Genomic DNA, 13262 nt, shown 5'->3' on the forward strand with positions numbered 1-13262 from the left:
CCGTGCCGCAGGCAAAAGGGAGTTCCCCTGCGGCTTCGCCCCTGCACCCGCGCCTGATTTTGCTAAGGAACAAAAAATGACGAAGAAAATCACGATACGTAAAGGCCAGCTTGGCCTTTTATCCCGTCAGGGTGACTACTATCAGGTTCTGGAAGCGGGCGAGCATCGCCTGCCGTGGTTCAACGTCCCCGAAGTGCTGATCGTTAACCGGGACGGCAGCGAAGTGCCGGAGGCGCTGGCGGAGTATTTACGACGCTTTCAGCCGGAATGGATTGAACGCTACTGCCTGGCGGCGGATTTGACGGATGTCGAGGCCGGGGCGCTGTATGCCAACGGTGTGCTGCAGGAAATTTTACCGCCTTCGACGCGCCGACTGTACTGGTCCGCCGGTGATGAAATTCAGCTGCTACGTATCGATACCCGGCAGGTTGCGGTTCCGGCTGACATTATGAATGCGGTGCTGCAGCCGCGACGTCACGGGGCGGTAAAAGGCCGCGAAGCGATCCTCACCGTATCGGTGCCGGCGTGGCACGTCGGGGTGCTGAAAATCGACGGCGAGACACAATCGCTGCTGCAGCCTGGCCTGAGCGCGTACTGGAAGGTCAATCATCTGGTGGAAGCGGAAGTGGTCGATACCCGCCTGCAGGTGCTGGAGGTTGGCGGCCAGGAGATTCTGACCAAAGATAAAGTGAACCTGCGTTTAAATCTGGCGGCGAACTGGCGCTACAGCGATGTACTGCAGGCGTTTGGACAGCTGACGAAGCCGCTGGACCATCTGTATCGCGAGCTGCAGTTTGCGCTGCGTGAAGCCGTCGGAACGCGAACGCTGGATGAGCTGCTGGAAGATAAGAAAATCATTGATGAGGTCGTGAGCGCGCAGGTCACCGAGCGCATGGCGGCATTTGGTATCGACGTCGCGTCGCTGGGCGTGAAGGATATTGTGCTGCCCGGCGACATGAAAGCCATTTTGTCGCAGCTGGTGGAGGCGGAGAAATCGGCGCAGGCGAACGTGATCCGCCGGCGTGAAGAGACCGCGGCGACGCGCTCGTTGCTCAACACCGCGAAGGTGATGGAAAACAATCCGGTGGCGTTGCGTTTAAAAGAGCTGGAAACGCTGGAAAGAGTGGCGGAGCGTATCGATAAAATCTCGGTCTTTGGCGGTCTCGACCAGGTGCTGCATGGCCTGGTGAATCTAAAAGGATAATGAAAATGACGTATCACGGTGTGAACGCCGCCATGCGCCATAAGGTGCAGCGGCAGTTAAACGACGTGGAGCGGCGCTACGGCGTCAGGGTGCTCTACGCCTGCGAGTCCGGCAGCCGGGGCTGGGGCTTTGCTTCGCCGGACAGCGATTATGATGTGCGGTTTCTCTACGTTCATTCGCTGGAGTGGTATCTGCGGGTGGACGCGCAGCGCGATGTTATCGAGCTGCCCATCGACGATGAGCTGGACGTCTGCGGCTGGGAGTGGCGCAAAGCGCTGGGTCTGTTGAAAGGGGCGAACCCGACGCTGATCGAATGGCTGGATTCACCGGTGGTGTATCGGCAGGATGATGCGACGGTTCAGGCGCTTAAAAAACTCATCCCGCATTGGTTTTCTCCGGTTCGCGCCCGCTGGCATTACTACTCGATGGCCAGGAAAAATTTTCGCGGCTATCTGCAAGGCGAACGGGTGCGGCTGAAAAAGTACTTTTACGTATTGCGCCCGCTGCTGGCCGTCCGCTGGGTTGAGGCGGGAAAAGGCGTGCCGCCGATGCGCTTTGATGAACTGCTGGCGGGAAGCGAGCTGGAAACGGGTCTACGTGCGGAAATAGACGAGCTGCTGGAGCGTAAACAGCGTGCGGGAGAGGCGGAAAACGGCCCGCGTCGACCGCTGCTGCATGCGTTTATTCAGTCCGAGCTGCTCAGGGGCGCAATCCCGCCAGCGCTGCCGGAGAGCCGGAGCGGTGATGTCAGGGAGTTGGACAGATTGCTGATCACCACGGTGATGGGAAACTAAAAATGGCCCGGCAGAAATGGCGGGCCATTTTATTCGCTATTACTCGAACAGATTATGATGCAGCTTCTGCACCACTTTTTCGGCATCCGCACCCGGGACCAGGAAACACAGGTTATGGCTGGATGCGCCGTAGCAAATCATACGAATATTAAACGGGTCCAGTACGCCAAACACCTCTTTACCGACGCCGCACGCCTTCGACAGTTCATTACCAATGATGGCGACCAGCGCCAGATCCTGCTCGACCTCAACGCGGCACAGAGAGGAAAGTTCGGTCAACAGTCCCTGGGTGAGCAGGGTATCGCCAGCCGACGTCGAACCGGTGGTATCCATGGTCAGCGCCACGCTCACTTCCGACGTGGTGATCAGATCGACGGAGATACTGTGGCGGGCCAGAATACTGAATACCTCGGCCAGAAAACCGCGTGAGTGCAGCATATTCAGGCTGTGCAGGGTTAGCAGCGTCTGCTTGCGGCGCAGCGCCAGCGCGCGGAACAGCGGCGGGTTTTCGGTGTTTTTGCACACCAGCGTGCCGCCGGCTTTCGGCTCTTTGCTGGAGCCGACGAATACCGGAATATCGCTGCGCACGGCGGGGAGCAGGGTAGCCGGATGCAGGACCTTCGCGCCAAAGGTCGCCATTTCCGCCGCTTCTTCAAAAGCGATAACGTCAATGCGTTTGGCCGCCGGGGCGACGCGCGGGTCGGTGGTATAGATACCCGGAACATCGGTCCAGATGTCGACGCGGGTGGCGTTTAGCGCTTCGCCGAGTAGCGCGGCGGTATAGTCGCTGCCGCCGCGGCCCAGGGTGGTGGTGCGGCCTTTGGCTTCGCTGCCAATAAAGCCCTGGGTGATCACCACGCCTTCCGCAAGACGCGGGGCCAGCAGCTGCTGGGTTAATTCGGATAAGGCGGCAATATCCGGTTCCGCGCGGCCAAAGCGGTCGTTGGTGCGCATAATTTTGCGCACGTCGAACCACTGGGCGGCGATGCCGCGCTCGCGCAGGATCTCGACAAACAGCAGAGTAGACATCAGTTCGCCGTGGCTGACCAGTTCGTCGGTTAACGCGGTTGAACTGGCCAGGGAGGCGGCTTCCGCCAGGGTGGTGATGTTTTCCAGCAGGCGCTCAATTTCATCGCGAATAACGTTGGGATAGCGCAGACGCTCCAGAATATTGAACTGGATTTGACGCATGGCATCGAGCTTCGCGAAACGTTCGCCGGGTTCCAGCCCTTCCGCTAAGGCGACCAGCAGGTTGGTCACCCCCGCTGAGGCGGAAAGCACCACCACGCGGGTATTGGCGTCCAGCAGCGCGACGTCCACGCTGCGGTTCATGGCATCAAAATCGGCAACGCTGGTGCCGCCGAACTTGGCTACAACTAAGTCTGTCATAACAACCTCGTGTCAGGGGGCCTGACTTATTAAAACGATTCCAGAAAACCAATCCTGGCGGGGCTGGACGCAACCGGATTGCAATAAAATGTCTTAATAAGCCAGGCCAAATTATTCAGCCATGGCACAAGGGAAGAGCGAAAAACAGGGTGGGCGCAGAGCGATAAACAAACTACGATGTCACCCAGAAGTGCTCCACCTTGTAGACCCGCTTGCCGATGCTGTGCATCAGACGGCGAGTATGAAACGCCCGACTGCGAACGTTTCTGGTGACAACCCAGGGGATTCAGCCCCTGTGGCCGGTGATGAGCGTAACCAGACGCTTATTCACCTCGGCGTTGCTCCCCCTCACGTATTTTCCCCGGACTGGCTCCTCCAATACGGTTACCTGGGCAACGCACCTCTTCTGGCAATTACCGACGTCTTTCACTTTGCCAGGGGGACGCGGGACATTATACCCCCCTGCAATACCCTTTCGCTGTAGCGTGAAATGCGCGATCCATACCTACCTACGTATATGTAGGTACTGCCGTTATATAAAGGCTTCAGGCGAAGTATGTCAACGTCAGGGTTATGCGGATTTTTCATGCGCGAGTCGCTGACAGAAAAAAGCCTTATGATGTCTATACTATGAGGGGCGATTTGCGCCAAATTGGCTCTAATCCTGACGCGTATCATCGGCATAACACAAAAATCATCACAATTTTTCGTCACCGGCGCTACAATCGACCGCAGTCACAATTCTCAAATCAGAAGAGTATTGCTAATGAAAAACATCAACCCAACGCAGACCTCTGCCTGGCAGGCATTACAGAAACACTTTGATGAAATGAAAGACGTTACCATCGCGGATCTGTTCGCGAAGGATAGCGATCGTTTCTCTAAATTCTCCGCCACGTTCGACGATCTGATGCTGGTGGATTTTTCCAAAAACCGCATCACCGAAGAGACGCTGGCAAAACTGCAGGACCTGGCCAAAGAGACCTTCCTGGCCGACGCCATTAAATCCATGTTCTCCGGCGAGAAGATTAACCGCACGGAAGACCGCGCGGTGCTGCACGTTGCGCTGCGTAACCGCAGCAATACTCCGATTCTGGTTGATGGCAAAGACGTGATGCCGGAAGTGAACGCCGTGCTTGAGAAGATGAAAACCTTCTCCGAAGCCATTATCTCCGGCAGCTGGAAAGGCTACACCGGTAAAGCGATTACCGACGTCGTCAACATCGGTATCGGCGGCTCCGACCTCGGCCCGTTCATGGTGACCGAAGCGCTGCGCCCGTACAAAAATCACCTGAATATGCATTTTGTTTCTAACGTCGATGGTACCCACATTGCCGAAGTGCTGAAAACGGTGAACCCGGAAACTACCCTGTTCCTGGTCGCGTCGAAAACCTTTACTACTCAGGAAACCATGACCAACGCTCACAGCGCGCGCGACTGGTTCCTGGCGACCGCTGGCGATGAGAAGCACGTCGCGAAACACTTCGCCGCGCTCTCGACCAACGGTAAAGCGGTTGGCGAGTTCGGTATTGATACCGCCAATATGTTTGAGTTCTGGGACTGGGTTGGCGGCCGTTACTCTCTGTGGTCAGCCATCGGCCTGTCCATCATCCTGTCCGTGGGCTTCGACAACTTTGTTGAGCTGCTCTCCGGCGCGCACGCGATGGACAAACACTTCTCCACCACGCCGGCTGAGAAAAACCTGCCGGTGCTGCTGGCGCTGATCGGTATCTGGTACAACAACTTCTTCGGCGCTGAAACCGAAGCGATTCTGCCGTACGACCAGTATATGCACCGTTTTGCCGCCTACTTCCAGCAGGGCAACATGGAATCCAACGGTAAATACGTTGACCGTAACGGCAACGCCGTGGATTACCAGACTGGCCCAATCATCTGGGGCGAGCCGGGGACCAACGGTCAGCACGCGTTCTACCAGCTGATTCACCAGGGGACCAAAATGGTGCCTTGCGACTTTATCGCGCCGGCGATTACGCATAACCCGCTGTCCGATCACCATCCGAAGCTGCTGTCCAACTTCTTTGCGCAGACCGAAGCGCTGGCGTTTGGTAAATCCCGCGAAGTGGTTGAGCAGGAATATCGCGATCAGGGTAAAGATCCGGCGACCCTGGAACACGTGGTGCCGTTCAAAGTGTTTGAAGGCAACCGCCCCACCAACTCCATCCTGCTGCGTGAAATTACGCCGTTCAGCCTGGGCGCGCTGATTGCCCTGTATGAGCACAAAATCTTCACCCAGGGCGTGATTATGAACATCTTCACCTTCGACCAGTGGGGCGTTGAGCTGGGCAAACAGCTGGCTAACCGCATTCTGCCGGAGCTGAAAGATGGTTCCGAAGTGAGCAGCCACGATAGCTCCACTAACGGCCTGATTAACCGCTATAAATCCTGGCGCGCATAATCGCTAAAACGTTCGCAATGCCGGCCCATGTGGCCGGCATTTTTGTTATAGCCGCCGCAGCAGCTTTGCCGGGTTCCCGGCCCACACGCCTTTCTCCGTAATGGATTTGGTCACCACGCTGCCCGCGCCAATCACGACCCCATCGCAGATGCTGACCGCCAGAATGGTTGCGCCGCTGCCGATAGACACATCGTTGCCAATCACAATTCTTCCCCAGCTCTCGCGGTCGGCGTTGGGTTTTCCCTCGCGGAACATATCGTTGGCGAACATCACGCCGTGGCCGATAAAACAGCGCTCGCCGATGGTCACGTACTCGCAGATAAAGGTGTGGGACTGAATTTTGCTGTCGTTGCCGATGCGGGTATGGCCCTGAATCTCTACAAACGGCCCGACGAAGACGTTATCGCCAAGCGTGCAGTCGTAGAGGTTGGCGGGCTGGTAAATCACCACGTTTTCGCCGCTGGCGACGTTGCGAATGGCGGTTTCACGAAGGGTATGCATGCTGCCTCTCAGATTGGTTTAGCCAGAATATGGAGTGTGCTTTCCTGGGTTGCAGAATGAAATGCCACATCCTTCACGTGCTGCATCCCCTGACGTTCATAAAAACGGCGGGCACCGGTATTCGCGGCGAGCACTTCCAGCCATAGCCAGCTTTCACCGGCCTCTTTCGCTCGCTTCTCGACGGCGCGAAAAATCTGCTCGCCGTAGCGATGCCCGGTGGCGTCAGGTAATAGATAGAGTTTATGCAATAGCGTACCCGTTGGGCCTTCGGGGTTGATGTCCTGGCGGCAGGCATATTTAGCAAAGCCAATTGGCTCCTCTGCCTCAGCAATCAACCAGCAGCACTGCGGATCGGCCAGGCTGTGCGCCAGCGCGGCCATGGAATACTCTTGCTGCAGGTAGTGCTCCATTTCATCGGCGTTGTGCCAGAGGTGGGCAAAGTGGTGGCGATAGCTGGCATTGGCCATCTGGTTGAGTAAAGCCGCATCTTCCGGACGTGCAAGACGAATCTTTAGCATTCTGCGTTCCTCGCAAAGAAGTGGCGATATTTTGCCCGTAAAGTTCGCTGCGGGTAAACCTCAAAAGTGGGGGGGGATAAGAAGTGGCCGGAGGATGGCCTCCGGCCGGGGATCAGGCGACGGCGATGGCTTCGATCTCAATGCCCGCATCTTTAGGCAGTCTGGCGACTTCGACGCAGGAACGGGCCGGAAAGGCCGCGTTGTGTTCGGTGAAGAACGCTTCATACACCGCGTTGATGGTGGCGAAGTCATTCAGATCCTTGACGAAGACCATCGTCTTAACGATGTTTTTCACCTGCAAACCCGCCGCTTCAACGATAGCCTTAACGTTGTCCAGCGACTGTCGCGTCTGCTGAGCGATGTCGTCAGACATGGTGCCGTCCTGCGGATTGACCGGGAGCTGCCCTGAGGTCATCGTCATGGTACCCAGATTTACTCCCTGAACATACGGGCCAATGGCGGCAGGCGCAGCGGCGGTGGTAATTATCATTCTGTTGATTCCTTCTGATAGGTGATTACATGAAATAGTTGAGCAAAACCAGTGAACCGACGCCGCTGACGACGACCCAGACCAGGCCCAGGCGGAAGCTGGCGAGCGTGCAAATAATCGCGGCGATCACCTTCGGGTTTTTCAAATCGAACTCCATGCTGGAGTTCACGCTCAGGATCTGAATCGTGATGATGGCCGGCAGCACGGTCACCGGCACAAAACGCAGCGTTTTGCTGACCCGGCTCGACATCTGAATCTTCCCGGCGAGGCCAATGAACGAGAAGCGAATAAGAAAGGTCACGGCGGCCATGCCCAGCGTCAGGGCGATAAAAAAGCTATTACTCATTTTCCAGCGCTCCTTCGAGAGAGAGTTTGTCAGCGGCCTGCGCCTGTTTACGCTCTTCGGCGAGATCGACGCTCAGGCCCGCCATTACGCCCAGTACGGACGCGACGACGATACCTAACGAGTAGGGCAGTACGACCAAAAGTACCCCGGATACGGCAGCAACAACGGCGGCGACGGTGCAGGCCTGGCTTTTGATTTGTGGGACCACGATGGCGATAAATGCGGCGACCATCGCGAAGTCCAGACCATATTTTTCAATGTGCGGAAAAGAGGCGCCAACCAGAGCGCCAAGGAAATCGGCTAGCACCCAGGCGAACCAAAACGTCAGCATTGCTGAAAAATAGAAAAGATATTTATCTTTTTTATTCTCCTCCATCTCTTTCACCGTCGTGGCGTACACTTCATCGGTCAGGGCATACGCCATAAAGCATTTTTTAAAGAAGGAGGCTTCGCGTACCGTACTGGAAATAGAGGCGCTATAAAGCATATGGCGAAGATTAATAATCAGCGTGGTGAATATAATCACCCCAAGGCTCGCTCCGGTTTTTAGCATATTTAACGCCAGCATTTGTGCCGAACCGGCGATGACAATCGTCGACCATGCCGTACTTTGCCAGATACTCATCCCGGCGCTAACGCTTAGCGCGCCGACAATAAATGAAAACGGAAAGTCGCCGATGCACAGGGGAAGTATGGCGCTCATACCCCGTAGAATCACTTTTTTGTTCATAAACAATACCTGTTGTATTCAGGAGATTAATTATTTGTGTAAGGTACATTAAAACGCTAATTAATGATTACTTTGCTACCATAATGTTGATGATTTCTTTATCGGTATAGGCCATAGGCTTAATTACCAGACGGCAGAGATTATTAATAGTCTGCTCAACGTCAGCGCAAACAATGCCGTCATTAGAGCCTGCGCAGCTATTTTGCATCGCCATCAGTACGGCCTTAAAGGCGCTGGAAACCACGGACGACACTTTCATTGCGCAGCTATTAGAGGCGCCATCACAAATCATGCCGGTAATATCGCTGATCATATTAATAATAGCGGTATTAATTGTTTGCAGGTCACGGGTAAATAACCACGCCATGCCAGCCGCGGCGCCCATCGCTGCCGTGGACGCCGCGCATAGCGCGGAGAGACGCGTATAGCGGGAGTGGATCGATATGGCGGTCAGGTGGGAGAGCGCCAGCGCCCGCGCGAGGGTCTCTTCATCGGCGTTAAGATGCTCCGCGACCGTCACTACCGGCATGGTGGCGGCGATACCCTGGTTACCGGAACCAAAGTTAGACATCGCGACGACGGGGGCTCCGCCCATTCGTGCGTCGGATGCGGCGACGGTATTGATGATGACTTTACTCAGCAGGTCGTTGCTGAGCAGGCCATTTTTTACCGCATCAGAGAAGGTGCCGTTGATGTTCAAGCCGTATTTTTTGCTTTTACCTTCCTCCGCCAGCGCCGAATTGAGCCGGGCGGCTTCGAGAATAAATGCGATGTCGGCGAATTCGACCTCGTTAATAAAATTAAAGGCTTCCGCAAGCGAGAAGGTTGCTAATGTTTCCTGCTGCGTTACCGTACTCTGTTTGTCAGCCAGCACCTGCGCTTCGCCATTAATATACAGCTCAACGATATTGGTATGCGTGCCCTTGACCACCACGCGGCAGCTCTTTTCGCCACCCGTTAGCGTCAGATCCAGATGAATAAAGTCAGGAGTATCTTTCACGCTAATATTGACCTGGCCATCGGCAATTAACATCTGGGCTAATTCAACATGCCGTTCGGTAATTCCCTCCAGCGTTTTTAAACCTTTATCCGCATCGCCACCAAATGCGCCAATTGCGGCTGCGAGCGCCACCCCGCTGACGGAAGTGCCCGGAATAGTTACGCCCATCGCATTCTTGTACAGGTTCGCAGAAATAAAGCCGCTAATGTTTTGACAAGCCGTATCTAAATGTTTCGCAGCGTAAGCGGCGGTAAAAGAAATAGCAACGGGTTCCGTACAGCCTAATGCCGGAGCCACTTCTTTTTTTAGCCAGTTTATAAACAGGGATGAGTGTTCAGTAGTCATGTTTTATATCGTTCCGCTAACGAGGGTTTATTAATCTGCGAGTATGCTAAGTCAATTTCTAAGGAAAAACTTACTCTAATGCGGGCGTAATTTATGCCTGAAAGAGAAAAATATTCGCTTATTACAATATTGTAAAATTGTGATCTTATTATGGTTAATTAACTGATTTGACGGGTATTTATATTCTGTTTTTTGAACATAAAAAGGGATTTAGTTAACTACCTCACAGCGTTGCCGAAAGTAAAAATTTCTCTTTTTACGTATTTCATCGGAGATGAGAAAGGCAAGCAGTGGAAAGAAGGGACTCACAAATGTAGATCTGGATCACATTTTTGCGTTATACAGGTCACAGGAAATCATGATGATGAGGTGTACCTATGCCGCCGGTTTATCGTCCGTTGGTGAGTTTTATTGCAACCGCAATGCAAACCGTTTTGAATCTTGGCCTGCTGTGCCTGGGGGTCATTCTGATCGTATTTCTGGGAAAGGAGACGCTGCATCTGGCGCACGTCCTGTTCACCCCGGAGCCTGTCAGCAAGTACAAGCTGGTGGAAGGGCTGGTGGTCTACTTCCTCTATTTCGAGTTTATCGCGCTGATAGTGAAGTACTTTGAGTCGGGATTTCACTTCCCGCTGCGCTACTTTGTCTATATCGGCATCACCGCAATCGTCCGCCTGATCATTATCGATCATGAGTCGCCTATGGCGGTGCTGATTTACTCCGCGGCGATCCTGATTCTGGTGATAACGCTCTGGCTGTGTAACTCCAACCGTCTGAAGCGCGAATAAAAAAAAGCGGCCTCCAGGGCCGCTGACCAACAGTCACAAATAGAATTTATGTAGGGTCCAGTTGAGGATAGCAGTGGCATTTGCCTTACTTTTTCAGCTGAGGGCGACGGCGGTAATACCCGGTTGGGGTCGCGCATTACCGCAAAACCGTCATCCCTCCTCTGAAATTTGGGGCAGGTGTTACAAAAAAATTAACCTTTCACTCCGCCAGCCGTCAGGCCGTTAACCAACCAGCGCTGGGCCAGCAGGAACACCACGGTAATCGGAATGGCGGAAAGCACCGCCGCGGCGGCAAAGTCGCCCCACAGATAGTTCTGCGGGTTGAGATACTGTTGCATTCCGACCGCAAGGGTATAGCTGTTCACATCGCGCAGCAGCAGGGAGGCCACCGGCACTTCGGTAATCGCCGCGATGAACGACAGAATAAACACCACCGCCAGAATCGGTACCGACAGCGGGAGCAGCACCAGGCGGAAAGCCTGCCATGGGGTCGCGCCGTCCAGCGCCGCCGCTTCTTCCAGCGAGCCGTCGATGGTTTCGAAGTAACCTTTGATTGTCCAGACGTGCAGCGCGATACCGCCCATATAGGCGAAGATGACGCCGCCGTGGGTATTCAGTCCAACGAACGGCACGTACTGGCCGAGACGGTCAAACAGGGCATACAGCGCGACAAGCGACAGCACCGCGGGGAACATCTGGAAAATCAGCATCCCTTTCAGCAACGTTGCTTTACCCGGGAAGCGCATGCGGGCAAAAGCGTAAGCGCAGGTGGTAGAGAGCGCGACGATGCCAATGGCGGTAATGCCTGCCACCTTGATGGAGTTCCACAGCCACAGCAGCACCGGGAAGGGGGGCGGCGTGACGCGACCGTCAGCGTGTTCGACGCTGAAGCCGAGCGCCAGCCGCCAGTGCTCCCAGGAGATACTTTCGGGGATCAGGCTACCGGTGGCGAAGTTCCCTTCGCGCAGCGAGATAGCGATGACCATCAGCAGCGGGAACATAATCGCCGCGATAAAAATCAGCAGCAGGAGGTGCGTCGTGAACAGGCGCAGCTTCTGAGATTTGGGTTGAACCATAGCCATAATCGTTATCTCCCTTAATCAAACTTCATACGTGTGGCTTTCAGGTTAACAATCGCCAGGGCGCCTACCAGCAGGAAGATCAGAGTGGCGATAGCCGCCGCGAGGCCGAAGTCCTGACCGCCGCCGCCTTCAAAGGCGATACGGTAGGTATAGCTCACCAGCAGGTCGGTGTAGCCCGCCGGCGTGGTGGTGCCGAGCCGGTCCGGCCCGCCGTTGGTCAACAGCTGAATCAGCACGAAGTTGTTAAAGTTAAAGGCGAAGCTGGCGATCATCAGCGGCGTCAGCGGCTTGATCAGCAGCGGCAGCGTAATTTTGAAGAAGTTCTGGAACGGCGTAGCGCCATCCATTGCCGAGGCTTCATATAAATCGTCAGGAATCGCTTTCAGCAGGCCCATGCACAGGATCATCATGTACGGATAGCCCAGCCAGGTGTTGACGATGATAATCATGGTACGCGCGGTGGTCGGGTCGCTAAACCAGGCCGGCTTGATGCCGAACAGCGCGCTGAGCATCATGTTGATCTCACCAAAGCTCTGGTTGAACAACCCTTTGAAAATCAGAATCGAGATAAACGACGGTACGGCGTAAGGCAGAATCAGCAGTACGCGGTAAATCGCTTTACCTTTCAGGGCTTCCCACTGGACGAGACAGGCGAGCACCATGCCGACCGCAACGGTGAGAATCACGGTCAGAACGGAGAACACCACCGTCCAGACGAAAATCGCGAAGAACGGTTTCTGGATGCCTTCATCCTGGAACACGCGAGTGAAGTTATCCCAGCCGATGGTCACGGTGTAGCCCGGGCTGAGCTTTTCGCTGCCCCAGCTACCGTCGGCGTTGATCGCCTGATAGAAACCGACCTCGGCGTTCGGACGGTATTTCACGCCGCTCTGGTTGTTGGTCAGCGTGCCGTCACTGGCCAGCGCGTACAGCGGCTGAGTACCGGAGAACTGACGCAGGGAGCTCATAATGACTTTGCTTTCATCCGGCAACACGGCGGTCAGCTGGTTCAGGGCGGTACGGTTTTGCGTAATCACGCGCAGCGTGGCGCGCTCGCCTTCCGGCAGGGCGTCAGCCTCTTTTAAGGCCAGCTTCTGTTCGCCGCCGAATTTAAAGGCGTCGGAGAGATAGTTTTTGCCGCTTTCGCCGTCGGTCAGCGCCAGCTTCCACTCATCTCCCGCCGGATAAAGCGCGAAGTTGTAGGATTTCCCTGCCTGGAAGGAGCGGTCCATCAGCACCTGTTGGGCGCGTTCGAAGGTCAGCTGGTTAGTGCTGCTGTAGTTGGTAAAAGCGATAGCGATAGTGCAGATCAGCGGGAACAGGACGAACAGCCCCATCCCGGCGAGACCCGGATAAACATAGCGCCAGGCGTAGGCCTTGCGATTGGAAAAAATATACAGGCCAACCGAGCTCAAAATCAGCGTCATGATGGCAAACAGGTACTCCCCCTGGGCGTACATCAAAACAACAAGGTAACCCACCAGCAGGCACAGCAAGCCGATCACAGACCATGTGAGCTGCGGGCTTTGCCACCAGTGCTTCTTTTTCACGACATCCATGGGGATCATCCTCTTTACACTTTATCCTTCGCGCTACCTCTTTGTTGGCTGCAGATGCGTACCCCAGTCACTTACTGATGTAAGCGCCTGGGGATTTGCA

13 protein-coding genes and 1 riboswitch are annotated in these 13262 nt (G+C 55.1%); of the genes, 4 read left to right on the forward strand and 9 right to left on the reverse strand.

The features are described from left to right. Positions 1-76: 76 nt before the first annotated feature. Both ACESQ2_RS20925 and ACESQ2_RS20930 read left to right on the forward strand, forming a co-directional pair. Entirely contained in the window at positions 77-1204 is a 1128-nt protein-coding gene (locus tag ACESQ2_RS20925; protein WP_014227527.1) for a slipin family protein, read from the forward strand. Positions 1205-1209: 5 nt separating this feature from the next. Continuing rightward, the gene (locus tag ACESQ2_RS20930; protein WP_046877747.1) at positions 1210-1998 is read left to right on the forward strand and encodes a nucleotidyltransferase domain-containing protein; all 789 of its coding nucleotides are present in this window, start codon (positions 1210-1212) and stop codon (positions 1996-1998) included. A 39-nt stretch (positions 1999-2037) separates the two neighbouring features. Here ACESQ2_RS20930 and lysC read toward each other — a convergent pair whose 3' ends face one another. Then, a complete protein-coding gene (gene lysC, locus ACESQ2_RS20935) occupies positions 2038-3387 on the reverse strand; it encodes a lysine-sensitive aspartokinase 3 (RefSeq protein WP_004097732.1) in 1350 nt (449 codons plus the stop codon). Positions 3388-3567: 180 nt separating this feature from the next. Next, a riboswitch (Lysine riboswitch) is annotated at positions 3568-3801 on the reverse strand. A 352-nt stretch (positions 3802-4153) separates the two neighbouring features. Here lysC and pgi point away from each other — a divergent pair. Beyond that, positions 4154-5803: a glucose-6-phosphate isomerase gene (gene pgi / locus ACESQ2_RS20940; RefSeq protein ID WP_004097737.1), complete on the forward strand. Its 1650-nt coding sequence runs from the start codon at positions 4154-4156 to the stop codon at positions 5801-5803. 45 nt (positions 5804-5848) lie between these two features. Here the strand turns inward: pgi and ACESQ2_RS20945 are convergent, their stop codons facing one another. The 6 genes from ACESQ2_RS20945 to ACESQ2_RS20970 all read right to left on the reverse strand — a co-directional run bounded on the left by ACESQ2_RS20945 (position 5849) and on the right by ACESQ2_RS20970 (position 9733). After that, positions 5849-6304: an acyltransferase gene (locus ACESQ2_RS20945; protein WP_004097740.1), complete on the reverse strand. Its 456-nt coding sequence runs from the start codon at positions 6302-6304 to the stop codon at positions 5849-5851. An 8-nt stretch (positions 6305-6312) separates the two neighbouring features. Beyond that, positions 6313-6822, reverse strand: a complete 510-nt coding sequence (locus tag ACESQ2_RS20950) for an N-acetyltransferase family protein (RefSeq protein ID WP_373171198.1) — start codon at positions 6820-6822, stop codon at positions 6313-6315. Between the two features lie 112 nt (positions 6823-6934). Next, complete coding sequence (locus ACESQ2_RS20955) at positions 6935-7312, reverse strand: Rid family detoxifying hydrolase (protein ID WP_004097745.1); 378 nt, start codon at positions 7310-7312, stop codon at positions 6935-6937. Positions 7313-7337: 25 nt separating this feature from the next. Then, complete coding sequence (locus tag ACESQ2_RS20960; RefSeq protein WP_004097748.1) at positions 7338-7658, reverse strand: AzlD domain-containing protein; 321 nt, start codon at positions 7656-7658, stop codon at positions 7338-7340. Continuing rightward, positions 7651-8388: an AzlC family ABC transporter permease gene (locus tag ACESQ2_RS20965; RefSeq protein ID WP_373171200.1), complete on the reverse strand. Its 738-nt coding sequence runs from the start codon at positions 8386-8388 to the stop codon at positions 7651-7653. The genes ACESQ2_RS20960 and ACESQ2_RS20965 overlap by 8 nt, the downstream gene beginning before the upstream one ends. Before the next feature lie 67 nt (positions 8389-8455). Beyond that, positions 8456-9733, reverse strand: a complete 1278-nt coding sequence (locus tag ACESQ2_RS20970) for a serine dehydratase subunit alpha family protein (protein WP_025107706.1) — start codon at positions 9731-9733, stop codon at positions 8456-8458. A gap of 377 nt (positions 9734-10110) precedes the next feature. Between ACESQ2_RS20970 and psiE the strand changes: the two genes are divergently transcribed. Then, complete coding sequence (gene psiE / locus ACESQ2_RS20975) at positions 10111-10521, forward strand: phosphate-starvation-inducible protein PsiE (protein ID WP_004097754.1); 411 nt, start codon at positions 10111-10113, stop codon at positions 10519-10521. A gap of 191 nt (positions 10522-10712) precedes the next feature. Here the strand turns inward: psiE and malG are convergent, their stop codons facing one another. Together malG and malF are read right to left on the reverse strand one after the other, a co-directional pair. Beyond that, positions 10713-11603, reverse strand: coding sequence for a maltose ABC transporter permease MalG (gene malG, locus ACESQ2_RS20980; RefSeq protein ID WP_004097756.1), 891 nt, complete (start codon positions 11601-11603; stop codon positions 10713-10715). A 14-nt stretch (positions 11604-11617) separates the two neighbouring features. Next, positions 11618-13162: a maltose ABC transporter permease MalF gene (gene malF, locus ACESQ2_RS20985; protein ID WP_014227533.1), complete on the reverse strand. Its 1545-nt coding sequence runs from the start codon at positions 13160-13162 to the stop codon at positions 11618-11620. Positions 13163-13262 lie beyond the last annotated feature (100 nt).

It is taken from the genome of Klebsiella sp. Q11 (genome assembly GCF_964241505.1).
GTDB classification, from domain to species: Bacteria; Pseudomonadota; Gammaproteobacteria; order Enterobacterales; family Enterobacteriaceae; genus Klebsiella; species Klebsiella michiganensis.